This window comes from Novosphingobium sp. AAP83, assembly GCF_001295795.1.
Classification (GTDB): Bacteria; Pseudomonadota; Alphaproteobacteria; order Sphingomonadales; family Sphingomonadaceae; genus Novosphingobium.
On sequence record NZ_LJHY01000013.1, the window covers coordinates 1 to 22,272 of the forward strand.

Consider the following 22,272-nt stretch of genomic DNA (forward strand, 5'->3'; position numbering starts at 1 on the left):
ACTCGGCCAAAATCGGCTCCGTCACGGTGAACCAGATTGGTCGGAAAGCGCTCTAGAATGCGCGAACTTGTCCGCCCCGCTCAGGCTTTTTCAAGCGTGCATTGCAGGGGGTGCTGGTTCTGGCGTGCGCAGTCCATCACCTGATTGACTTTGGTTTCGGCGATTTCATAGGGGAAGATGCCGCAAACGCCGACGCCGCGCTGGTGCACGTGTAGCATCACGCGCGTTGCCTGTTCCAGATCCATGTGGAAAAAGCGCTTCAGCACCATCACCACGAATTCCATCGGCGTGTAATCATCGTTCAGCATCAGCACTTTAAATTGGCTGGGCTTTTTGGGCTTGGCGCGGGTTTTGGTGGCGATGCCAAGCTGGTCATTGCTGCCAGAGTGGCGTGAATCATCATCCCCGGCACAGCGTGGATCAGCGGACATGTCCGGTTCGGATGGGCGATGCATATGCATGATCGATCTAATATCGCATTCCCTGCCGCTTACGACAAGAGGTACGGCGGGGAAGGTCGTTCGAAATTCGTCAGAATACAAAGCGGACCGGCCAGAATGAAAAACGGACCGAAAGGTCGTGCCCTTCGGTCCGCTCTATCAGTTTCCGGCAATCCGCTGGAACATCACTGTTCCGGCGGGTTACCTGACAGTCAGGCTGCTGTCTTGATCTTCTCGACAGCAAGGCTGACGCGGGTCGAGATCGGCTGGAATGCTTCATTGACGAGCTTGAGCATCGTTTCGCTGTTCTTCGAGCTGGTGGCCACGGCTGCGTCAAAGGTCTTGCGCATCAAGGCCGACTGCTTTTCGAAGAATTCGGTGGGCGACTTGACGGCGGCGAGTTCCTTGACGTCGGCGGTCATGGCTTCAAACGAAGTCTTGGTTTCTTCAACATAACCCTTGGTCATGTCTTGCAGGCCGGTGGCAAGGATCTTGCTCGATTCAACAATGGCTTCAACGTTGCCCTTGGCGAAAGTGCCGGCTTCGCCAAATGCGGTCTTGGCCTTTTCCTGAGCGTCCTTGAACGCGGTCTGCATCTTGTCGGTGAATTCTGCGGGTGTGGTAACCATAGCGAACAGTTCCTTCCTTGTTGCCGAAGCGTTTGCGCTGCCGGCAAATGTTGTCACGCTGGGCGTCTTGGCCCGGGGAATTGCGGTAGAAGGACGCTTGCTCGCGGGCTTCACCGCAGGCACCGCTGCAGTCGCTGCCGTTTTGGGCAGCTTCACAGGCGGAGCCTTGGGTAGGGTCTTGGCTGGAGTTTTCGCAATCACAGCCACTGGCTCGGTCGGTACTTCCGACAGGGCAATCGCTTTTGCTTTCACCTTGCTTGTCTTTGCCGCGCCTCTCTTGGCGGGCTTGCGCGCCGGCGCAGGTTCAGCCAACGCCGTAGTTTCGATCACTATAACTTCTGGCACGGCATCAACCGTATCTACCGCAGGAGTAGTTTCGTCTGCGCTGTCCATCACTTTATCGATCATCTTGGCAACTCCTGCGCTCAATCACGGTGCCTGCCTGCTCCGAAAAACTTAGATCCGGTGGACACAACGATTGTTGCACTGCACAAAATAAGGACTTGATGGTGGTTGTCAAGAATAATTGTGCACTGCACCATTTCCAAAATGGTGCAAATTGTTGCTATGTGGCTCGGCGCGTCCGGACGTACCGGCCCGGTGCATCCTCGATCGCCGGATCGCCTTTGCCACCCGGCTTGCGTTTGCCCTTGGCACCAGTTTTGCCGGGCGCTTGCGCGGCAATCCACGTGGCCCAATCCGGCCACCAGCTGCCCTTTGTCTCGACAGCGCCTTCAACAAACTGTTCAAGAGTGGATGGATTGCCGGGGTTGAGCCAGTATTGATACTTGCCCGATTCAGGCGGATTGACGACGCCCGCGATATGCCCCGATCCTGCCAATACAAACCGCCAGTCGCCCGAAAGGTGCCGCGTCAATTTCCACACACTTTGCGGCGGTGCGATATGATCCTCACGCCCGGCCTGGATGTAGCACGGTGTTGCAATGCGGCGCAGATCGATCGGCGTGTCATCCGCCGTGAGTGCATCAGGAATCACAAGGCGGTTGTCGCGATATAGATCGCACAGATAAGACATGTGCCATTTCGACGGCAGGTTGGTGGTGTCGCCATTCCAGTGAAGCAGATCAAATGCCGGATATTCCTCACCCAGCATGTAATTGTTGATCGCGTAGTTCCAGATCAGATCCGATCCGCGCAGGGCATTGAACGTGGCCGCCATGATCCGCCCGTCAAGGTAGCCATCGGTCGACATGTTGCCCAACATCTTTAACTGCGCATCATCGATGAAATTGCGCAGGTCGCCCGAATCCTCAAAGTCTACTTGCGCTGTAAAGAATGTCGCGGTGGCCACCTTATCCGCTTCATTGCGCCGCGCCAGAATGGCCAGCGTTGCCGCCAATGTCGTGCCCGCCACGCAATAGCCGATGGTGTGGACAGACGGCACGTTCAGGCGGCCACGCACATGGTCTATCGCTTCGATCTGGGCGCGGATGTAATCGTCCCAGATCACCTCGGCCATCGAGGCATCGGCGGATTTCCACGATACCACAAACACGCTCAGCCCTTGCTCCACGGCCCAGCGGATGAAGCTTTTCTGCGGGTTCAGGTCGAGGATATAGAACCGGTTGATCCACGGCGGGAAAATCAGCAGCGGCGTCTCGAATACGTCGGCGGTGACCGGCGTATACTGGATCAGTTGGTAGAGCGGCGTTTCATGCACCACCTTGCCCGGCGTCACCGCAATGTTCCGGCCCAGTTCGAACGCCGTCGGATCGGTGTGCGTCAACTGGCCCTTGCGCAGATCGTTCAGCAGATGCTCAACGCCTTTGACAAGGTTCTCACCCTTGGTCGCCATCGTCCGTTCAATTACCACCGGGTTGGTGAACGGAAAATTGGCGGGCGACAGCGCATCAGTCACGACTTTCGTCGCAAACACCAGTTGCTCCTTGCGCTCGGGCGAGAGGCCTTGCGCGTCTTGCGCCATCTGCCGCAGCTTTTCCGACAAAAACAGATAAGTCTGATGCAACAGCGCAAAAGCGGGCTGATTGTGCCAGCGCTTATCGGCAAAACGGCGATCCTTGTGGGGCAGGTCGGGCGCAGCCGTGCTGCTTATAGGAGCTCCGCCTGCAAATTGTCCCAAAACCGACGTCCACAGCGCCATGCCCTCGTGCCACATGCGCATTTGCGTTTCGGCTTGTGTAATCGGCAATTGCCCCGCCATTGACAGGAACGTTTGTGTCCATTTGCCCACATCGCCCATTTGCGCCAGCATCGGCTCGACATGGACCGATTGCTCGGCCCCGAAATCGAGCCACATTTTCTGAAGCTTTGCCGCAGACATCGCCCAGTGTTGTATATCGGCAGGATCCGGCACAGTATTCTCGGTCCCCACCGGCATAAGCGGCGCAAACATAGCGCGCATCGCCTCGCCCTGCTGGCGAAACAGGTCTTCGAAAACGACCGAATCCGTGATCGCTTTGTCTGTCATGTGCTTTCCCCACCGTTGCCTGCGCACTATCTATACACGCGATGTGACAGCTTGTTAGCCCTGTTAGATCCAAACGAGAGTAAGGTTTCCTCTGCTGTGCATTTGGCGTAAGGGCATCAATTGCGGCGCTCCTGCCGTGCCTATCCATACGAGTAAACACCCGTGGACGAAGAATTCTACCGCATGAAGCGCTTGCCGCCCTACGTGATCGCTGAAGTCAACGCGATGCGGGCCGCGGCGCGTACCGCCGGTAGGGACATCATCGACCTTGGCATGGGCAACCCCGATCTGCCGCCGCCTGCCCACGTGATCGATAAGCTGTGCGAAGTGGCGCGCAAGCCCAACGCACACGGCTATTCCGCGTCATCGGGCATCCCCGGCGTGCGCAAGGCGCAGGCAGGCTACTATGGCCGCCGCTTCAACGTCGATCTTGATCCCGAAACCGAAGTGGTGATGACGATGGGATCGAAGGAAGGCCTCGCCAGCCTTGCCACCGCGATCACCGCGCCCGGCGATGTCGTGCTCGCGCCGAACCCCAGCTACCCTATCCACACCTTCGGCTTCATCATTGCTGGTGCCACGATTCGCTCGGTGCCGACCACGCCCGATGAACGCTATTGGGATTCGCTGGATCGCGCGATGAAGTATTCGGTCCCGCGCCCGTCGGTGCTGATCGTCAATTACCCGTCGAACCCCACCGCCGAAACGGTTGACCTGGCATTCTATGAACGGCTGGTTGCATGGGCAAAGGAAAACAAGGTCTGGATCCTGTCCGACCTTGCCTATTCCGAACTTTATTTCGATGGCAACCCCACCCGCTCGATCCTCGAAGTGCCCGGTGCCAAGGATGTTGCGGTCGAATTCACCTCGATGTCCAAGACCTTCTCGATGGCCGGTTGGCGCGTCGGTTTTGCCGTGGGCAATCCGCGCCTGATCGCGGCGCTAAAGCGCGTGAAGTCCTATCTCGATTACGGCGCGTTCACGCCCATTCAGGCCGCTGCTTGCGCCGCGCTCAACGGCCCGCAGGACATCGTCGCTAAAAACCGCGAACTTTATCAAAAGCGCCGCGATGTGATGGTCGAAGCCTTTGCCCGCGCCGGTTGGGATATCCCCAGCCCAAAGGCATCGATGTTCGCATGGGCACCGCTGCCGCCTGCACTCAAGCATCTGGGCAGCCTTGAATTTTCCAAGCAACTGCTCACCCATGCCGAAGTCGCGGTGGCCGCTGGCGTCGGTTATGGCGAGGATGGCGAAGGCTATGTCCGCATCGCCATGGTCGAAAACGAACAGCGCCTCCGCCAGGCGGCACGCAACATCAAGCGCTACTTGCAATCGATGGGCGTCAACTCTTCGGCTGCTTGAACCTATCCCCCCTCCCGCTTGCGGGAGGGGACGGGGGTGGGCCGGACACCCCCTCGTCTCCACCAGCCGGTGCCGAAAAACCAAAACAGCGGATGCCAGCCATGACACCTTCGGTTCAGAACTTTCACGATCGCGTCACGATCACCACGCAAGATCACGTCGCGCACGTCCTGCTCGATCGGGCGGACAAGATGAACGCGCTTGATGATGCGATGTTCGAAGCGATCATCGCCGCCGGACACCACCTCCACAGCGCCAAGGGCGTGCGCTGCGTGGTCCTGTCGGGCGCGGGGCGTTCGTTCTGCGCCGGGCTCGATCTTGCCAGCATGGCCGATGCGGATCGCTGGGGCGAGGGCAACTCGCTGATTGATCGCACGCATGGTAAGGCCAATCGCCCGCAGCAGGCCGCAATGGTCTGGCGCAACCTGCCGATGCCGGTAATCAGCGCGGTCCATGGTGTATGTTTCGGCGGCGGATTGCAGGTGGCCAGCGGTGCCGATATCCGCTTCATCGCGCCCGATGCGCGGCTTTCGGTGATGGAAGTGAAGTGGGGTCTTGTCCCCGATATGGCAGGCTACGTCCTGTGGCGCGGCAATGTGCGCGATGATGTCCTGCGCGAATTGACTTACACCCACCGTGAGTTCACCGGCGAAGAAGCCGTCCGCTTCGGCTTTGCCACGCATGTCAGCACCGATCCGCTGGCCGATGCCATGGCGTTGGCAAAAACCATCGCCGGCAAAAGCCCGACCGCGGTGCGCGGTGCCAAAATGCTGTCCAACCGCACGCCCGATATGGATGTGGAAGATGTGCTGATGGCCGAATCCAAAGCCCAGCACGAACTGATGTATTCCAGAAACCAGGTCGAAGCCGTGCGCGCAGGTATGGAAAAGCGCGCGCCGGAATTCATTGATCCCTGAAGCCCTGCGGCGGCGAATCAGTCGCGCGCCAAAGAGCAATCTCCCCGCTGCCCTGCTTGCCAGCGCCCGTCGCCGTGCCTGAAATCCGCTGATATTGCGATCATTCACCCCTGCACAGCGATCCCTTGCAAGAACCACTTGCGGCCCGCCCCGCTTCGGGCTAACCTCGCCGGACCACACAGACCCTGCGATCGAGGCCCGATGGCGGAGTGGTTACGCACCGGATTGCAAATCCGTTTACGCCGGTTCGATTCCGGCTCGGGCCTCCAGCACTCTCCTCACCGCATCACAAAAACCACGTAACCCCTGAACATCGGGTGGCGGGCCAGTTCGGGCGGTGCTTTCCATGCGCCGCCTTGGGCAAGCGCCACGCGGAACGGGATGGGGAAGGCGTCCATTTTGGCGAAATAGTCCTCATAGCCCGGGATCGTGCTGCGGCCCTGATAGGTCTGTACCACCACTTCATCGATCACGGCGCGCAATTGGCCCAGCGCGCGCGGATCGCCATTGGCGCTCCAATCCATCAGGCCCGTGATCGAAAGCTTGTATTGCGGCGGCAATTGCGCGCGCAACCTGGCCAGAAACCCGGCATATCCGGCAATGCCTTTGGTGGCGGCGTCAAAATCGATTTGCAGGCCTGCAACACTGTTGCCTGCGGCTTGCCAGCGCGCCAGATCGGCAAAGATCGCGCCATAGGCGGCCTCGCTCCAATCAAGCCGGTTGATCCGCACCACCAGCCACAGCTCCTTGCCTGCCAGTTTGGGGGCACCGGGCCGCAAACGGGTGAACCGCACAGGGCCGCCGCTGCGTACTTCACCATCCAGCAAATAGAGCACGCGCGGGGCCGTGCCCTCGGGCGGGCGCACCCCGGGCCACAGATAGAACGCATCATAGCTGCGCGGATCGACGGTTTCATGCGCCCCCTCATCGGGCTGCTTGGGCGCATTGCACGCCGTCACTGCGCCCAGCGCAAACAGCGCAGCCCAGATTCTGGCGCGTCTCACCAATAAAAGCGCAGCGCTTTGGCCCAGCGGCTGGCGGGATAGGCCGTCTTCAGTTCGGTGAACCATGCCTTGCGCTGCGCAGGAGTGGCTTGCGCCTTGTCCATTTCGGCATTGCTGCTGAAAGGACCGGCACAGCCATTGTAGCCCGACGGCGCATAGCACCGCACCGCGCGATACAGGGCATAGGCCCGCAGGTCTGCTGAAGCCTGCCGGTCGGCGATTACCGCCTTGTAAATGGCGTCGCGGTACAGCGGCTTGCCCGGAAACGCATCGGGGCCACTGCCCAATGTGTCGGTGCGCGGCCCTTCGCCATAAGCATCGCTGGAATAAGGGCTGAAGCCGTCAAAGCCATTGAGCCGCCAGAAGTCGCCCAAACATAGCAAAGCTTTGCGATCGGCGGGGGCACTGGCCAGCGTCGTTGCGGTAACGGTAATCGACGGGCAGGCAAAGCCGTCAGACCACCGCCCTTTGGTGAACAGGCCCACCGGCACTGCGCTTTGCTGGATCAGGCTATACAATCCGGATTCGCTGTTGGCATTGGCCGGAACCAGCGCCACATCACGCGCGAAATCGCGGTAAGCGCCCCGGCTCAGCCCTTTGTAAAGCAACATGAAACGCGCCACATCGCGTTCATGTCCTGGGCGGGTGGCATCGCTTGCAGCAGTCCGCAGGATCGCGGGTGAGGCGACAGTCTGCAACAGAACCTCGCGCGTTGCCATGTCCTTGATCGGGGAATCGGCAGCGAAAATCCGGTCCAACCGGCCATCGCTTTGCCACCGCCGGGCAAGGCCCAGTTCCACCAGCGGGCGCTGGTGAAGCGGGCTCGCTCCTTTGAGCAAATCCTGCCAGAAACCGGCCTCGTTGGGATCGCGCTTGCGCGCCAATGCCATGCCGCGCAAGGTCTGTCGGCTGAACGCCAGCGGCTTGTAGGCGGCTTGCCGCGCATCATCGGGGATCAGCGTCATGATCGCCGATGCGTCTTCCCCGGCATACCACGCCCGGCTGGCTTGCAGGAATCCGAACAATTCCGGGTGCTTGCCAAACTGCGCTGCTTGCGCGGCAAGGTCGCTCGCCGATAGCGTGTTCGCAGCTTCGCTATCGCTGCGCATCTGCATCAGATCGGCAATTGCCAAAAGCATTGGCGTATCGCCGGTGCGCGCCAAGGCAGGTAGCGCCTTGGGGCTGTCATAGGCATTCGCCCCGAACACGCGGATGTCGATCTCTTCGGCCAGATCGGCGGCGGCTTCATCATGCGCTGGCGTTGTCATGACCATGCGCTCGTAAATGCGCGCCAGCTCTATGCCGTTGCCCTCAAGCCACAGTACGCGGCGGGTGAGGCCTGTGGCAGAAGCGGCGTAGCGTCCGTTAGGCCAAGCCTTGAGATAGGCGGCGATGCCGCTTTTGGCTTCGGCAATCGCAGGCCTATCCACTTTGGCCGCTTCAAAATCGCCATATTCTCCGGTAGCATTGGCCACGGCGGCGCGCAGGCCGATGCGGATCGGCATATAGCTTGCGGTTTCGGCCACCCACGGGCTTTTCGCCGTTTGCAGGGCTGCAAAACCACTGCGCGCCGTCGTCCAATCGCCAGCATAAAATGCATTTGCGGCTTTGAGATAGGCCAGATATTCGCGCCCTTTTGCACTGGTGATCGCGCCATCCCACGTCACCTGCTCACACCCCACTTTGGCGCGCAGCGCCATCAGCGTTTCGCGTTCGCCTGCGGGAATAGTGCTCTCGGCATTGAGTGATGCCGCAAAATCGCTGGGCGGCAGGCAGGCAGGCTCGCTATAGTCTGTTGTTGTGCCTTCCTCAGGCGGTTTGGGCCACATTGCCTCGCGCAGGCCCTGCCAGCTCATGAATGTTTGGCCAAACTGGGGCTCCATGACAGGCCGTTCCGGCGCTGCGATCGGCGTCTTGGTCTCATTGCTGCTCATGCTTTGCATTAGCAAAAGTAGATTGATCCGCGTGTCGTTACCGGGATTGATCATCGCCTGACCGGCGCAGTCAAAGCTGGTCGCCCCCAGTCGCCAGCTCGGATAGCATGACGAATCAGCGCAAGCCCACGCCACTCCGGCCAGCCCGAAAAAGGCCAGTCCTGCCCCGAAAACACCGCGCCCGCGCATGTGTTTCATCAACTTGGGCAATCGGCGCTGCATGGCGAACATCCCTGTCTGGTCCATCACAGCTTGCTATCAAAGATCACCAATTCACGCGAATGCAATTCGCACATGCGCCGTTCGACGTACGCGAACTATGCTGCAACTGCGTAAAGTCGGTTCCGCCGGTCGTTCAACTGCCTATCGCGGCAGCATCGCACATGAGGACCATTTGATGTCATTCAATTCCGTGCTGCCGATGAGCAAGCGCGATCTGCTCGCTCTAATCGGGCGCAGCGCCGGGGCCTCGGCGATGTACTTTGCCATGTCGGGCCTTGGCCAGGCGCATGCATCGCCATTTGCGGGCGTGCCCAAGCTGGATGGCGATACCAAGGGCGCGTCGGTGCTGATCCTTGGTGCCGGTTTGGCCGGACTGGTTGCAGCGTTGGAACTGCGCCGCGCCGGGTACAAAGTACAAGTGCTGGAATACAACGATCGCGTTGGCGGACGTTCATGGACTCTGCGCGGGGGTGATACTTACACCGAACTGGGCGGAGCCACTCAGAACTGCGAATTCGCGCCCGGCAATTACATCAATCCCGGCCCATGGCGCATCCCGCACAATCACTATGCGATCATGCATTATTGCCAGGAACTGGGCGTCCCGCTCGAACCGTTCATGCAATTGAACTACAACGCCTATGTCCACTCGACCAAGGCGTTCGGCGGCGTGCCGCAGCGTTATCGTCACATTCAGGCAGATTTCCTCGGCCATGTCAGCGAACTGATGGTCAAAGCGGTCAACAAGAATGCGCTGTCCGATGCGGTGACCAAGGAAGACGGCGAAATCCTGCTCGCCGCGCTGAAAAACCTTGGCGCGCTCGACAAAGATTACCGCTATGTCGCAGGCCCTGCCTCCAGCGAACGGCGCGGCTGGGCCAAAGGGCCGGGCGGTGGCCTTTCTGCCGAACCGGTTGCGTCCGATCCGCTCACGCTTGAAACGGTGCTGCAATCGGGCCTGTGGCGCAACATTTCGGCCAGCCTTTCATCCACCCATCATACCGCGATTTTCCAGCCGGTGGGCGGCATGGACATGATCCCGCGCGCCTTCGAAAAGCACGTCGGCGATGCGATCCGCCTCAACAGTAAAGTCACCGCCATCACGCAGGATGAGCGCGGCGTCATAGCGGCCTATGTCGATACCAAAACCGGTGAAAAGCTCACCGCCAAGGCCGATTGGTGCATCTGCACCATTCCGCTTTCGATCCTGAGCCAGATCGAGATGAACGTCAGCCCTGAAATGACAGCGGCGATTGGCGCTGTGCCTTATGAAGCCTCGCTGAAAGTCGGTCTGGAGTTCAAGCGCCGGTTCTGGGAGCAGGACGAGCAGATCTATGGCGGAATCAGCTCCACCGATCTGCCGATTGGCCAGATCAGCTATCCCAGCACCGGTTATGGCGGCAAGGGTAAGGCGGCTTTGCTCGGCGCCTACGCCTTTGGCGCCGCCGCTTATGAATACACCTCGCTCCCGCCCGCAGAACGCATTGCACGGACGGTCGAATGGGGCGCGAAAATCCATCCGCAATACAAGGCCGAATTCCTAAATGGCATTTCTGTCGGCTGGCATCGCGTGCCCTGGACACAAGGCTGCTTTGGCACCTGGAGCCCCGAGGCGCGGGCCGAGCATTACAAGAACTTGTGCCAGATCGATGGCCGGATCATGCTGGCGGGCGAGCACGCCTCGTATATCCCGGCATGGCAGGAGGGCGGCATCACCTCCGCGCTCGATGCGATCGGGCGGCTGCATCAACGCGTGATGGCGGGGTAACCGGATATGAAAAGAACCACATTTGTAATGGCTATGGCTGCCAGCCTCGTCTCCGCTTCGATCGCCGCCTCGGCGCTGGCCCAATCCGCAGCTGAGCCTGCAGGCGTGGGCCAAACGGGGATCGTCGGCATGGGCGATGCCGATGGCGCGTTCATCACGCCCGGCAAGTTCAGCGAGCCTACGGGCGAGAAAATGTACAAGCGCGTATGCGCCGGATGCCACATGCCCGATGCCAAGGGCGCGAAAGGCGCAGGAATGTATCCCGCGCTGGCACGGGCGGAAAATCTCGCCTCGGGTGATTACACGCTTTACGTGGTGCTCAAGGGCAAGCACGGCATGCCCGCCGTCGGGCGCATGATGACCGATCAGCAAGTGGCCGATGTGGTGAATTATGTGCGCATGAACTTTGGCAACAAATACAAGGACCGGGTCACAGCGGCCCAAGTGAAGGACGTGCGCTGATCAGGTAAGCTCCATTTCCAGCACCGCGCCCAGATCGGTCAGCGCCTGTTCGGCGCTGGCCACCTTGATCGCGTGCATTCCCAGTGCTGCTGCGGGCTTGCAATTGATGCCAAGGTCATCAAGGTAAATGCACACTTCGGGCGGCAGTGCCAAGGCTTCACACATCATCGCGTAAATGCGTGGATCGGGTTTGCGCACGCCTGCCTTGCTGCTTTCGATCACGTGTTCAAACCGCGCGAAAATCTGCTCCATCTCATCGCGGGCATCGGCGCTGCGGGCCATTCCCGCGCCGTGGCCGGTGGGCACATTGTTGGTGATGCACCCAAGCCGGTAGCCACCGCTCTTGAGCCGGTCGAGCGCTGCCACCATGGTGGGACGGACCGTGCCTGCCAGCACCGCCAAAACAGCATGTCCGTCCAGTTCATGGCCCAATTCGCGGGCTTCGTGCGCAAATTGCCGGTCGAATTCGTCGGCGCTGATCTGCGCTCGTTCGAACAGCGCCCAGGCGTTGCCATCGCCATTGCGCGCGTTGACGTGACGGATGAAGTTCTGCGGCAACCCGCGCTCTGCTTCGAGACGGTTGAAGGCTTCGAAGGGCGAGGAGGTTATCACGCCGCCGAAATCGAAAATCACCGCCGCGTAGCCCAATCTGCCCTCCTGAAGTTCTGATTCTGTGGCTTGCTCTAGCTGAAAGCAAAAGCCCGGCAACCCTTCGAAATAAAGAGAAATTTGACGCAAGTCATGGCGAGGCGCATGATCGTGGTCGACGGTAGGGGTATCTTTAATGACAGGAGGATCCCCATGCGCTCCATTCTTTGCCCCGTCGATAGATCAGAAACGCTTGATGACCGCGTTGAAACCGCCCTTGCACTGGCCCGGCTAACCGGTGGCCATGTAACTTTCCAGATCGCCACCCCCTTTGCGCAAATGACGGTGTGGGAGCCTTTTGGCGGGGCCGCGATTTCCGCCGCTGCCATCAACGAGGCCCGCGCACTGGATGAAAAGCTATGCCGCGAGCTGGATGCGCGCCTTGTAAAACAGGATGTTGTATGTGATGTGACCATCGATGACATGGACCGGGTTGAAGCCGCGGCCAACGCGGCTCGTTTTGCCGATGTGCTGGTGGCCACGCTCAATGATCCAGCCTTGGATGAAATCGTCCTGTCCCTGCGTGCGCCGGTCCTTGCCGTACCCGGTGGTGTGCCGATGTTGGCATTTGACGGGCCGGTTATGATCGCTTGGGACGGCGGTCATGAATCGGCCAATGCATTGCGTGCGGCGCTACCTTTGCTGGAAAAGGCAAGTGCGGTGCATCTGGTCACGGTGCGGGAGAAGGACGGTAGTTTTCCGGCATCCGATGCGGCCTGTTATCTTTCGCGCCACGGCATTCACGCAGAAACGCACGAGCGCGATCATAACGGCTCTATCGCTTTCACGATTGAAGAATGCGCGCGCGGAATGGGCGCGGGGCTTATCGTGATGGGCCTGTTCGGCCATAGCCGGTTGCGCGAAATGCTGATGGGCGGAGTTTCGCGCGAGATGTTGGACCGGTCACAGATTCCACTGCTTTTGGCCCATTGAAGCGAATCGGCAGGGGCTGGAGTGCGTGCGCCTCCGGCCCTTTTAGTCGCCTGTCGGATTTCGCAGCTGCAACATCGAGCATTTACCCGCGATACAGCAATCGATTGTGAATTGTTTTCTATCGTTTCGTTGCGTATGAAACAATATATAAAACTCAATAAATCAATGCTTTAATTAGTGAATTGCGAAAAATGCAACCAGAGTTACCTATTTCGCATTTGCACAAAAACTGTATGTCCGTCATACAACAATTGCCTTTCAGGCATCCTCTCCCAAAACTTTCCAGCCCGGCAGGCAACTGCCGGGCTATTTTTTTGCCTGCGTTTCAGGCGCTTTGCAGCCACGCTTTCCGACCCGCACTCGCCAGACACAAAAAAGCGCAGGAGAGTTCCCCCTCCTGCGCCTGTTTGTTTGTATGTAAGATTAGATCAGAACTTCACGCGCGCACCGATGCGAATGCCATAGAGCGATTGGCGCGTTTGCAGCACTTCGTTAGGCGCCTGAACGGTGCCATACTGGTACTTCGTGCAGTTGGTGCCGGACGTTGCCGCACAAGTCACGCGAGCAATCACGGCATTGTAGGCAAATTCTACCTGCGTCAGCGCGCCCCAGTCCTTGTCGATCATGTTGAGCACGTTCTCGACATCGGCGAACAGCTCGATCTTGCCGGCAGGAGCCAGCGGGAGCGGGATTTCCTGGCCAAAGTGCAAGTCGACCTTGAAGAAGCTTGGCGAGGTTTGCGAATTCTTCGGCACCACCTTGCCACGATACTTTTCAAGTCCGAGCTGGCCGACCAGCGCGTTGAAGTTCGTCGCGCTTGTGGCGTTGTCGAACTGCACGAGCTGATCGTTTGCACCGGTCGGGACGTAGAGCAGCATGCTGCCAAGGTTGCCCACCGTGCCGAACACCGCGCCACGACCGTTGGTGTTGTCGAGCATGGTCAGGCTGTAAGGACGGCCCGAACGCAGCTCACCAAACAGCGAAAGCGTGGTCTTGTTGTCACCGAAGAACGCGTGGCTGTAGTCGATTCCGAGCTTCCACTGGTTGCGGAATTCGTAGATCGAACGGCCATAGGCTGGCAGGTTTGGATCAAGGAATGCGTTGTTGTTGTAGTTCGATCCCGAAGTTGACGAGGTCGAGGACGAACGATCCTTCACGTCTGCGCGGGTATAGCTGCCCGAAATGCCCAGGCCCGATTCCCATTGCTTTTCAAACCGGAAAGTTCCGAACAGGCTGCGACCGTCGCTGGTGTTGGTCAACTGAAGGTCGCGGTTGGTCGTGGCAAGGCCACCGAAGGGGCCATAGCGGGTGCGGCCATCAGGCAGCGTACCGACGGGCACCGAGCGGAGATCGCGCCACAGGTAACCCTGCAAGGTGTTGTCGTAAAGGAACTGTACGCCGAGCAACCAACCATCGCCAAGCGCGCCAAGATCGGCCTTGTAGTCTGCCTGGAAGGTCGCCTTGAACTTCTGGGCGATCTTCAGGTTGGGGTCGATGTTGTCAGTCGGTGCAGCGGCAAGGCTGGCCGTGTTGCGGGCCAGGAAACCGACCACGCTTGCGGGAATTGCGCCACTGGTCAGGCTGTTAAGCGCGCCGCAGGTGCTCGAAGCGCCGCAGTTTGACCGGTTGAGGTCAACCGCGTTGGTAAGCTGGCCGGTGTTCGAAAAGACGTTCGAGAGGTAAACGTCGGGAGTACCGCCCGCAAACACGCCAGCGCCAACCCGCAGGACAAGGCGATCACTTGCTTCCCAGTTCGCGGCAAAGCGCGGCTGGAACGCACCGCGACCCTTGAACGTCGAACGGTTCGAGAAGCCGTAACGCGTGGTGAAATTCGCGTTGAGCGGCGGCAGAACGTTGTTGTCAAACAGGTCGTAACGCACACCCAAAGTCATATCGAGGGTAGGGGTAACCTGCCAGTCAACTTGCGTGCCGAAGGTCCAGTTGGTGGTGTTGAACCGGGCCGCTGCATCGTTCGGATCGTTCGATGGCACCGCATTGCCATAGCGCAGGCGCGCGGCATTGCCGTTGACGAAGTCGTTCAGCGTGTCGAAGTAGAAATCGCCCAGCGAGCGCTGGAGGAACAGGTTGAAGACGTTGACGCGGGTGTAACCGGCGTTGAGGCGCAAGGTGAAGTCGCCGGTATCATAACGGCCGCTCACGTCGAACGAGAGGTTTTCGGTGTTGAGCGCGTTGGAATGACGCGAAACGTCGGGACCGAAATACAGGCTTGTGCTGTCACAGCCAGTTGCCGATGCGCCGGGAACGGAATCAAGGCAGACCTGCATTTGCGGGAAGGCGTTGCCGCCAAACGGCGTTTGCGCGCGGTTGTAGTCGCGATATGAACCGCGAACCGTCGTTGAGAACGTGTCCGACCAGGTCGAGTTCACTTCCAGCGTGCCCGAGTTCACTTCTTCGCGCAGCTCATATCCGTTCGACTGGTAGCCCAGACCGAAAGGTGCCGTCAGGAAGGCGTTCTGCTGGAACTGGTTGGTGCCGACATTGCGGATGTAGGTCAGCGCCGCACGGTGATCGTCGTTGATGTTCCAGTCCAGCTTGCCGACGATCTTTTCGTCTTCTTCCTGGGTGGTGGCAATCAGGCCCTGCGTGTCATAGCCAAAGCGGCTTTTGGCGACTGATGTGACCTGATCGATCAGGGCTTGCGTCAGGCCGGGAACCTGGTTGGCGAAACCTGCGCCAAAGCCGGATTCAAGCGGACGGCCTTCCTTGGTGCGCTCATAGGCGAGCATGAAGAACAGCTTGTCCTTGACCAACGGACCTGAGAGCCAGCCGCCGAACTGCTTCGAGCTGAAATCAAGATTGACGGTGCGCGTCTTGGTCTTGCTGCCGGTCAGGCTGTCGTCGGTGTAGGAATAGAAGCCGCCGCCGTGGAACTTGTTGCCGCCTGATTTCAGCACGACGTTGATCGCGCCGCCCTGCATGTCGCCCTCGGCGATATCATATGGCGCAACCTTGACCGTGAACTGTTCGATCGCGTCGAACGGCACAGGGCCGCGTCCGGTGGGCAGACCGCCGTTGTTGAGACCGAAGTCATCCGACATCTGCATGCCGTCAACCGAGAAGCGATTGAAGCGGCCGTTGTTGCCGGCGATTTCGATGGTGCGGCTGTTGGTCAGGTCGAGCGTTACCAGCGGATCGCGGCGGGCAAGGTCGCGCACGTCGCGGTTGATCGAAGCGGTTGCAGCGATCTTTGCAGCGTTGAGTCCGGTGGTGGGACCATCGGATGTGCCTGCGACATTGATCAGCGAACCTGCGGTCACAACGATTTGCTGTGAGGCTTGCAGATCGATTGGCAGGCGCGTGGGCTGACCGGCGCTGAGGAACAGTTCATTGACGGTTCCGGATTCAAATCCTTCTGCCTCAACCGTCACGACGAACGGACCGCCAACGCGAAGGCCGTTGGCAGAGAAGTTGCCGTCTGCATCGGTCGTGGTGCTTGCGGTTGTGCCTGATGGCGTGTGCGTAATCGTCACGGTCGCACCGGCAACGGGCGCTCCGCTGTTCGACACTACACCGCGCACCGATGAAGATGTTTCCTGCGCAAAGGCTGGTGTGGCGATGGCTGTGGCGAGTGTCAGACTCGCAGCGCTGGCAGCCAGAAGAAATCTGATTTGCATGTTTTGACCCCGTTTATGCGCCTTTAGAGACGCGGTTGTGGCGGGGATGCCACTTGGGAATCACCCCTTGCGCCACCCCATCGTCGGCGGCCCTAGCCGCCCGAATGCGCCCTCAAAACCAGTCGCAAATGACACTGGAATGACGCTGTTTCGACAACGTGACATCGGGCATTGCGCCCGCGCAACAGACGTGCGTCTTTGGTTGCAAATGTAAGTAGAAAGATGCGCACGACGCCGAAATATAGCAACTTTTGACAATTTGTTGCCTTCCGGCAACAGATTGGAAAAATTGCTGCGCCGCAAGAACTATCGTCAAGTTTCCGGCTGGGCGGGGGGATCGATAGCCGACTCAAGGAACCAGCGCTGATCACCTTCGAGGCCAATCGCTGTCAAACGCCCTGAAGCAAAGGCGCCGGTATCGATTCCGATACGGTTCGGGCGGGTGACCGGATCATCGGTGATTGTGTGGCCATGGATCACAACATGGCTGTGTGGTTCGGTGTGATCGAGGAATTCACGCCGGATCCAGCGCATGTCTGACACGGTTTGGTCTTCAAGCGCTATGCCGGGGCGGATGCCGGCATGGACGAACAGGTAATCGCCACAGATGATCTGGTTTTCCATCGCGCCGATAAAGGCGATATGGCTTGCAGGCACCAATGCGTTCATCCGCTCACGCAGCAAATCAAGCTTTGCCGCTGCATATTCCTCCGGCTGCAAGCCATAGCTGAACAGCGTTTCCTTGCCGCCATGGCGCAGGAAATGGCGCAGCACTTCGTCATCCTCAAGGCTGGCGAGCATCATCTCTTCGTGATTACCCGCTAGCACGCGTACTTTGCCGCTCTGCATCAGGGCCATTGCGCGTTCGATGACGCCCCGGCTATCCGAACCGCGATCAACCAGATCGCCGAGCAAGACCAACTGCGTATCGGCAGGCCCGCGTGCGGTATCATCGGCTGCGATCAGCCCGAGCAATTGTTCGAACAGATCCAGCCGCCCGTGGATATCGCCAATCGCGTAGACGCGGTGCCCTGGCGGCACACTGGCTTGCGGCGCGGCAGGTTGATCGGGTGTTGCTGAAAACAGGGAACGTATCTTGGAGAACATGGAACCTCGTATAACGCGGGATATGGCCCCACGCTGTGCGTGATTCAACACCCGGCCGTCATGCCAAGTTCCTAAGCGAAATGTATTAACGCAGATAAAAGTCGATGGTCGTGACCACGCGCACCTTTTTGTAGGGCGTGTCCGATACACCCCAACCGCCGCCGCCATCGCCATCGCGCGCGGTGATTTCAAAGTAGCCCTGCGTCGCGGTCTTGATGCCTTCAACCGATACGCCGCTATCGCGCGCGAATTGTTCGGCAGCGGCGCGCGCGTCTTTGGTGGCGGCGGCAACCATCGCGGGCTTGATCGCGTTAAGCTTGGTGAACGTATAGGCCATGCCCGATCCTTCCTCCAGCATTACCCCGCGCCGCACCAGATCGAACTGCCGCTTCACCGCCTTTTGCGCGCGGTCGATGTCGGTCGTGCGCAGCGTCATGCGCTGGCGCACGGTAAAGCTGGCCACGCCGTTATTGTTAAACGTCTGCACGTTCACGCCGGTGGGCTGCAAAGCATCGGCGGGAAAGCCGAGTTCGGCAAAGAAGGCACGGATCGATTGGCTGTCACGATCGACACTGGCCTGCGCGCTGGCCATGTCGCCCGCCGTGGCGGAATAGGCCAGCGTCCAGGTGGCAAGGTCTGCGGTCACTTCGCGCTCGGCCAGGCCGCGCACGGTTACCGCTCGGTCCGCCACTTTCGCGCGGCGAAATCCATCGCCGATGAACCACCCGCCCAGCACCAAGCCGGCAGCCAGAATAGCAACCGGAACAAGTGTGATTGCGCTGCGTGGCATAAAGCCTGTGCGTAATGCTTGGGGTTCGCGGCTATCGTCGCTATCTTGGTCGCTCATCGTCATCTCCAGCAGGCATTGCGTTGCGGTGAGTTGTGCGATTCTATCGATGAACCGATTTTGAACGGAAGTGCTCAACCGTGACCAAATTTCTCCACACCATGATACGCGTAACTGATCCTGACGCCACCATTGCGTTTTTCAAACTGGTCGGGCTGCAGGAAGTGCGCCGCTTTCCCAGCGAGCAGGGGCGGTTTACGCTGATCTTTCTGGCCGCGCCCGGAGAAGAGGGGATTGCCGAGGTTGAACTCACCTACAACTGGCCCGCCGAAGATGGCACTCCTGTGGAAGCCTATGCAGGTGGGCGCAATTTCGGCCACCTCGCCTATCGCGTCGATAACATTTACGAGACGTGCCAGCGCATTCTGGATGCAGGCCATATCGTTCACCGTCCTCCGCGCGATGGCCACATGGCGTTTGTCAAAACGCCTGACGGTATCTCGATAGAACTGTTGCAAGACGGCCATCTGCCGCCCGCCGAACCGTGGGCGAGCATGGAAAACACCGGGAGCTGGTAATGGTGCGGGGGTGATGGACGCTGGTGTGCGCCATCACCCCCGCACCATTCAGGATTTGGCCGCGATCCAGTCGTTCACGCGTCGCTCGAGAATCGAGAGTGGCTGTGAGCCCGATGCGATCAGCAGATCGTGGAAGCCCTTGATATCGAACTTGGCCCCCAGCGCCGCTTGTGCCTTGCCGCGCAGTTCAAGGATCTTGAGCATGCCGATCTTGTAGCCGGTGGCCTGCCCTGGCAGCGTGATATAGCGGCGCACTTCTGACCGTGCGGTTTCCGGCGGCTGGCGTCCGGTCTGGTTGAGGTAGGTTACAGCCTCTTCCTCGGTCCAGCCTTTGGCGTGGATGCCGGTGTCGATCACCAGACGCGCCGCGCGAAACAATTCGGCATCAAGCCGCATGAAATCGGCTGCGATATCGGGGAATGCGCCCATTTCCTTGCACATCGCTTCGGCATAAAGGCCCCAGCCTTCGCCGAATGCGACATAGCCGGTTACCGCGCGGAACTTTGGCCCACCCTTTTGGCGCACCTGGATATCGCCCTGCATGTTGTGGCCGGGCACGGCTTCGTGGCACATCAGCGTGTAAAGCGAGGCTGGATCTTCGGAATCGCCAACAAGGTGGACATATGTGCGCGCAGGCCGCGAACCATCGGGGCTGGGTGCCGATGCATGGGCGGCACCGCCTGCCACTTCGGAAAACGCCGGTTCGCGCACCACTTCAATGCCATAAGCAGGCAAAGTGCCGAAATAGGGCGCGAGCATCGCACGCGTCTTGGCAACAAAAGCGTTGGCCGTAGCCAGATATTCGGTGCGCATCGCATCGTCATAGGGGCGCGGCGGATAAAGGCGCGCGCGTTCAGCATAAAATGCGTTGCGATCCTTCAGGCCGGCCTGACGCGCAAGGGCATCTTGCGCCGCTTCGATGCGTGCCACTTCGGCGCGGCCGATGGCGTGAATTTCGTCGGCGGTCAGATCGGTGGTGGTGTTGAGCTTCAATTCGTTGGCGTAATATTGCGCGCCATCGGGCAGGGAAATTGCGCCCACACGCCCGCTGGGAGCGGTTGCCAGACGGCTTTTGGCCCAAGCTATAACGCGGCCATAGGCAGGTTGCAGCGCCAGGATCGCTTCGCGCGCCTGCGCCAGATGCGCATCGGCATCGGCCTGCGCAAGCTTGCCCGATTTGACCAGTGCGGCGGTCTTGGCCTTCACGTCTGCCCATAGCGCCGCATCGGGGCCGGGGCTGAACGGTGCGCCGGTGGTAAGCTTTTCGCTGCCGGAAATGATGGTTTCGATCTGGAATTTCGGCGGGTTAACGCCCGCGGCTTCGCTTGCCTTCGTTCGCGCAATCGCCAGATCGAGCACGGCTGGAATGCCGCGCAAGCGGGCGATATAATTGTTCAGATCGGTGGCATCGGCCACGCCATGCGTGTTGACGAGGAAATCGGGCAACTGGCTGTGTACCGAATAAAGCCGCGAATAGAACGGTGGACGCTGCACGCGATTGGCGTTGCTCAGCGCCGCACGCTCCGCCTCAAGCGCCCAGATATCAAAGTTGACTTGCGCTTCGGGCGATAGCTTTGCGCGGTCAAACTGCGCCTGCATGCGCTTCACGCTGTCTTGCCGCCAGTTCAACTGGGCAAGGGCCGCTTCATCGCTGATGTCGCTCCAGCGGTCCCCGCCTTCCTTGATGCCAAGCCGGGTGGCAAGCTGGGGCTGCTGCTTTACCCATTCGGCAAATTCTGCATCCAGAAACGCGGTCAGGCGCGCGTCTTCGCTGACGGATGTGGAAGCGGTGGAAGCCGGTGCTTGGGCCACAGCGGCGTGAGCGGGAAGCATCAAGCCGATCGCAATCGCCGCGAGGCTGGCGCGCATTTCAGGTTTCATCGCTGGTCTTTCTCATTGTTATCAAATTGATAGACGTAATCTTGCAACCACGGCACATATAGGGTGGGGCCGCGAAGGGCGCGCGGCAATCCACACCAAAGGCACTGCCCGGCGCTGCCGCATACTCGCATTCAATCGCGCGGTTAACAAGCCTTGCATCACCATGGCAAAGGTTGACGAGCCTGCCACGATCATGGCAGAGGCGGTGTGCGTCAGCCAAGGGCTGCAAACGCGCGGGTGTAGCTCAATGGTAGAGCAGCAGCTTCCCAAGCTGAATACGAGGGTTCGATTCCCTTCACCCGCTCCATTTTCCTATTCGCCAGCCTCCGCTAGCGTCTAGACAAACCCCAAAAAATCGAGATATTTAGCGGATATCGGGCCGCAAGCGTTCACCCGTGCTCGCACCAAGCCGCCAGTCTCTGGGGGTATAATTGGGGAGTATATGCAAATCGGTCAACTCCATACCCCCGCGCTTGGTGGTATGTTGGGGGTACAGCCCCCGGAAGGGCTGGTAATCCCGTGGCTTTGACTGATGTAGCCATCCGCAACGCGAAGCCCGGCGCGAAGGCGATCAAGCTGGCAGACGGCAGTCGCATATTCCTGCTGATCACGCCAGCTGGGGCAAACTCTGGCGGCTCAAGTACCTTGTCGATGGGCGCGAGAAGCTGCTGGCCATTGGGGCCTATCCTGAAATTGGTTTGGGCGAGGCTCGCCGCCGCCGCGAGGAAGCGCGGGAACTGATCGCGCTTGGCAAAGACCCGTTACGTGAGAAGCAGCGAGAGAAGGTGCGCGCCCGAATACAGGCGGCGAATACGTTCAAGGCGATCTGCGATGAGTATTGCGAGAAGCGGCGGCGGGACGGGACAAAGGGCTGGGCACCGGCGACGGCGATCCGCAGCGAATGTTTGCTGTCTTTGGTGTGCGGTTCCATTGGCAAGTTGGCCATTGGCGAGATTGAACCGGCGGACGTGCTGACAGCCATTCGCCGGATCGAGGCAAGGGGAAGCTGGAAAGCGCCAGGCGCAGCCTTCAACTGGCGGTTGCCCTGTTTCGCGAAGTGCAATCCGTAACGGGGCCAACCGGCTTCGTGTTTCCTTCGGTTCGCACTCGTACGCGGCCAATGAGCGAAAACACTATCAACGCCGGATTGCGGCGGCTGGAATATACAACTGACGAAATGACCGCCCACGGCTTCCGCGCAATGGCGTCCACGTTGTTGAACGAAAGGGGCAAATGGAACCCCGACGCCATCGAACGAGCATTGGCGCATGGCGATACGGACAAGGTGCGAGCGGCTTATCATCGAGGTACGCACTGGCAGGAGCGCGTTGAAATGGCGCAATGGTGGAGCGATTACCTTGATAGGCTTCGAAGTGAAAAGATGGTCGCAATGTAGTTTTCAATAACATGCTAAAATACCGAATTTATGTGAGCTAAAGTTGCATAAATGTTTCAACATTTAAGAGCCCGATCCGAAAGTTGTTGAGCAATACCAGCATGTTGTGATTCACACCTC

18 protein-coding genes and 2 tRNA genes are annotated in these 22,272 nt (G+C 59.5%); 10 read left to right on the forward strand and 10 right to left on the reverse strand.

Annotated elements, in window-relative coordinates; translation table 11 throughout:
* Nucleotides 1–80: 80 nt before the first annotated feature.
* The 3 genes from clpS to IP81_RS06525 form a co-directional block, all read right to left on the reverse strand.
* Nucleotides 81–431: an ATP-dependent Clp protease adapter ClpS gene (clpS, locus tag IP81_RS06515; RefSeq protein WP_054107188.1), complete on the reverse strand. Its 351-nt coding sequence runs from the start codon at nucleotides 429–431 to the stop codon at nucleotides 81–83.
* Nucleotides 432–652: 221 nt separating this feature from the next.
* Nucleotides 653–1,477 carry a phasin family protein gene (locus IP81_RS06520; RefSeq protein WP_054107201.1) on the reverse strand — a complete coding sequence of 275 codons (825 nt, stop codon included), beginning with the start codon at nucleotides 1,475–1,477 and terminating at the stop codon, nucleotides 653–655.
* A 157-nt stretch (nucleotides 1,478–1,634) separates the two neighbouring features.
* Nucleotides 1,635–3,518, reverse strand: a complete 1,884-nt coding sequence (locus IP81_RS06525) for an alpha/beta hydrolase (protein ID WP_054107189.1) — start codon at nucleotides 3,516–3,518, stop codon at nucleotides 1,635–1,637.
* A 162-nt stretch (nucleotides 3,519–3,680) separates the two neighbouring features.
* On the opposite strand from IP81_RS06525, the gene IP81_RS06530 reads away from it, so the two are divergent.
* From IP81_RS06530 to IP81_RS06540, 3 genes are all read left to right on the forward strand, one after another.
* Nucleotides 3,681–4,880, forward strand: a complete 1,200-nt coding sequence (locus IP81_RS06530) for an LL-diaminopimelate aminotransferase (protein ID WP_054107190.1) — start codon at nucleotides 3,681–3,683, stop codon at nucleotides 4,878–4,880.
* A gap of 101 nt (nucleotides 4,881–4,981) precedes the next feature.
* Nucleotides 4,982–5,797, forward strand: coding sequence for a crotonase/enoyl-CoA hydratase family protein (locus IP81_RS06535; RefSeq protein WP_197274550.1), 816 nt, complete (start codon nucleotides 4,982–4,984; stop codon nucleotides 5,795–5,797).
* Between the two features lie 195 nt (nucleotides 5,798–5,992).
* A tRNA-Cys gene (locus tag IP81_RS06540) sits at nucleotides 5,993–6,066 on the forward strand.
* 9 nt (nucleotides 6,067–6,075) lie between these two features.
* On the opposite strand, the gene IP81_RS06545 is transcribed toward IP81_RS06540, so the two are convergent.
* Together IP81_RS06545 and IP81_RS06550 are read right to left on the reverse strand one after the other, a co-directional pair.
* Nucleotides 6,076–6,801, reverse strand: a complete 726-nt coding sequence (locus tag IP81_RS06545; protein WP_231626251.1) for a DUF3142 domain-containing protein — start codon at nucleotides 6,799–6,801, stop codon at nucleotides 6,076–6,078.
* On the reverse strand, nucleotides 6,798–8,957 hold the full coding sequence (locus IP81_RS06550) for a hypothetical protein (RefSeq protein ID WP_231626252.1): 2,160 nt from the start codon (nucleotides 8,955–8,957) through the stop codon (nucleotides 6,798–6,800). Before IP81_RS06550 ends, IP81_RS06545 begins: the two co-directional genes overlap by 4 nt.
* 175 nt (nucleotides 8,958–9,132) lie before the next feature.
* Between IP81_RS06550 and IP81_RS06555 the strand changes: the two genes are divergently transcribed.
* On the forward strand, nucleotides 9,133–10,725 hold the full coding sequence (locus tag IP81_RS06555) for a flavin monoamine oxidase family protein (RefSeq protein ID WP_197274551.1): 1,593 nt from the start codon (nucleotides 9,133–9,135) through the stop codon (nucleotides 10,723–10,725).
* Nucleotides 10,726–10,752: 27 nt separating this feature from the next.
* Nucleotides 10,753–11,187, forward strand: coding sequence for a cytochrome c (locus IP81_RS06560; RefSeq protein ID WP_197274552.1), 435 nt, complete (start codon nucleotides 10,753–10,755; stop codon nucleotides 11,185–11,187).
* Here IP81_RS06560 and IP81_RS06565 read toward each other — a convergent pair whose 3' ends face one another.
* Complete coding sequence (locus tag IP81_RS06565) at nucleotides 11,188–11,835, reverse strand: HAD-IA family hydrolase (protein WP_054107204.1); 648 nt, start codon at nucleotides 11,833–11,835, stop codon at nucleotides 11,188–11,190.
* Between the two features lie 153 nt (nucleotides 11,836–11,988).
* Here IP81_RS06565 and IP81_RS06570 point away from each other — a divergent pair, with 153 nt between their 5' ends.
* Nucleotides 11,989–12,768 (forward strand): universal stress protein, encoded by a 780-nt coding sequence (locus tag IP81_RS06570; RefSeq protein WP_054107194.1) that lies wholly within the window; start codon nucleotides 11,989–11,991, stop codon nucleotides 12,766–12,768.
* Between the two features lie 428 nt (nucleotides 12,769–13,196).
* Here the strand turns inward: IP81_RS06570 and IP81_RS06575 are convergent, their stop codons facing one another.
* The 3 genes from IP81_RS06575 to IP81_RS06585 all read right to left on the reverse strand — a co-directional run bounded on the left by IP81_RS06575 (nucleotide 13,197) and on the right by IP81_RS06585 (nucleotide 18,300).
* Nucleotides 13,197–16,403 carry a TonB-dependent receptor gene (locus IP81_RS06575; RefSeq protein ID WP_054107195.1) on the reverse strand — a complete coding sequence of 1,069 codons (3,207 nt, stop codon included), beginning with the start codon at nucleotides 16,401–16,403 and terminating at the stop codon, nucleotides 13,197–13,199.
* Nucleotides 16,404–16,715: 312 nt separating this feature from the next.
* Nucleotides 16,716–17,510 carry a metallophosphoesterase family protein gene (locus IP81_RS06580; protein WP_054107196.1) on the reverse strand — a complete coding sequence of 265 codons (795 nt, stop codon included), beginning with the start codon at nucleotides 17,508–17,510 and terminating at the stop codon, nucleotides 16,716–16,718.
* Between the two features lie 85 nt (nucleotides 17,511–17,595).
* Nucleotides 17,596–18,300, reverse strand: a complete 705-nt coding sequence (locus IP81_RS06585) for an SIMPL domain-containing protein (protein ID WP_054107205.1) — start codon at nucleotides 18,298–18,300, stop codon at nucleotides 17,596–17,598.
* Between the two features lie 137 nt (nucleotides 18,301–18,437).
* Here IP81_RS06585 and IP81_RS06590 point away from each other — a divergent pair, with 137 nt between their 5' ends.
* Nucleotides 18,438–18,875, forward strand: coding sequence for a VOC family protein (locus IP81_RS06590; protein WP_054107197.1), 438 nt, complete (start codon nucleotides 18,438–18,440; stop codon nucleotides 18,873–18,875).
* 48 nt (nucleotides 18,876–18,923) lie between these two features.
* On the opposite strand, the gene IP81_RS06595 is transcribed toward IP81_RS06590, so the two are convergent.
* Nucleotides 18,924–20,756 (reverse strand): DUF885 family protein, encoded by a 1,833-nt coding sequence (locus IP81_RS06595; RefSeq protein ID WP_054107198.1) that lies wholly within the window; start codon nucleotides 20,754–20,756, stop codon nucleotides 18,924–18,926.
* Nucleotides 20,757–20,989: 233 nt separating this feature from the next.
* On the opposite strand from IP81_RS06595, the gene IP81_RS06600 reads away from it, so the two are divergent.
* The 3 genes from IP81_RS06600 to IP81_RS21645 all read left to right on the forward strand — a co-directional run bounded on the left by IP81_RS06600 (nucleotide 20,990) and on the right by IP81_RS21645 (nucleotide 22,152).
* Nucleotides 20,990–21,063: transfer RNA gene (locus IP81_RS06600), tRNA-Gly, on the forward strand.
* Between the two features lie 367 nt (nucleotides 21,064–21,430).
* A complete protein-coding gene (locus tag IP81_RS21640) occupies nucleotides 21,431–21,826 on the forward strand; it encodes an integrase arm-type DNA-binding domain-containing protein (protein WP_369800715.1) in 396 nt (131 codons plus the stop codon).
* 17 nt (nucleotides 21,827–21,843) lie between these two features.
* Complete coding sequence (locus IP81_RS21645) at nucleotides 21,844–22,152, forward strand: tyrosine-type recombinase/integrase (RefSeq protein ID WP_369800714.1); 309 nt, start codon at nucleotides 21,844–21,846, stop codon at nucleotides 22,150–22,152.
* The last annotated feature ends 120 nt before the right edge of the window (nucleotides 22,153–22,272 follow it).

Excerpts from the sequence above, each read along its gene's own strand:
- clpS (WP_054107188.1), bottom strand. The coding sequence starts at position 431 with ATGTCCGCTGATCCACGCTGTGCCGGGGATGATGATTCACGCCACTCT.
- IP81_RS06520 (WP_054107201.1), bottom strand. The coding sequence starts at position 1,477 with ATGATCGATAAAGTGATGGACAGCGCAGACGAAACTACTCCTGCGGTA.
- IP81_RS06525 (WP_054107189.1), bottom strand. The coding sequence starts at position 3,518 with ATGACAGACAAAGCGATCACGGATTCGGTCGTTTTCGAAGACCTGTTT.
- IP81_RS06535 (WP_197274550.1), top strand. The coding sequence starts at position 4,982 with ATGACACCTTCGGTTCAGAACTTTCACGATCGCGTCACGATCACCACG.
- IP81_RS06550 (WP_231626252.1), bottom strand. The coding sequence starts at position 8,957 with ATGCAGCGCCGATTGCCCAAGTTGATGAAACACATGCGCGGGCGCGGT.
- IP81_RS06555 (WP_197274551.1), top strand. The coding sequence starts at position 9,133 with ATGTCATTCAATTCCGTGCTGCCGATGAGCAAGCGCGATCTGCTCGCT.
- IP81_RS06560 (WP_197274552.1), top strand. The coding sequence starts at position 10,753 with ATGGCTATGGCTGCCAGCCTCGTCTCCGCTTCGATCGCCGCCTCGGCG.
- IP81_RS06570 (WP_054107194.1), top strand. The coding sequence starts at position 11,989 with ATGCGCTCCATTCTTTGCCCCGTCGATAGATCAGAAACGCTTGATGAC.
- IP81_RS06575 (WP_054107195.1), bottom strand. The coding sequence starts at position 16,403 with ATGCAAATCAGATTTCTTCTGGCTGCCAGCGCTGCGAGTCTGACACTC.
- IP81_RS06580 (WP_054107196.1), bottom strand. The coding sequence starts at position 17,510 with ATGTTCTCCAAGATACGTTCCCTGTTTTCAGCAACACCCGATCAACCT.
- IP81_RS06585 (WP_054107205.1), bottom strand. The coding sequence starts at position 18,300 with ATGCCACGCAGCGCAATCACACTTGTTCCGGTTGCTATTCTGGCTGCC.
- IP81_RS06595 (WP_054107198.1), bottom strand. The coding sequence starts at position 20,756 with ATGAAACCTGAAATGCGCGCCAGCCTCGCGGCGATTGCGATCGGCTTG.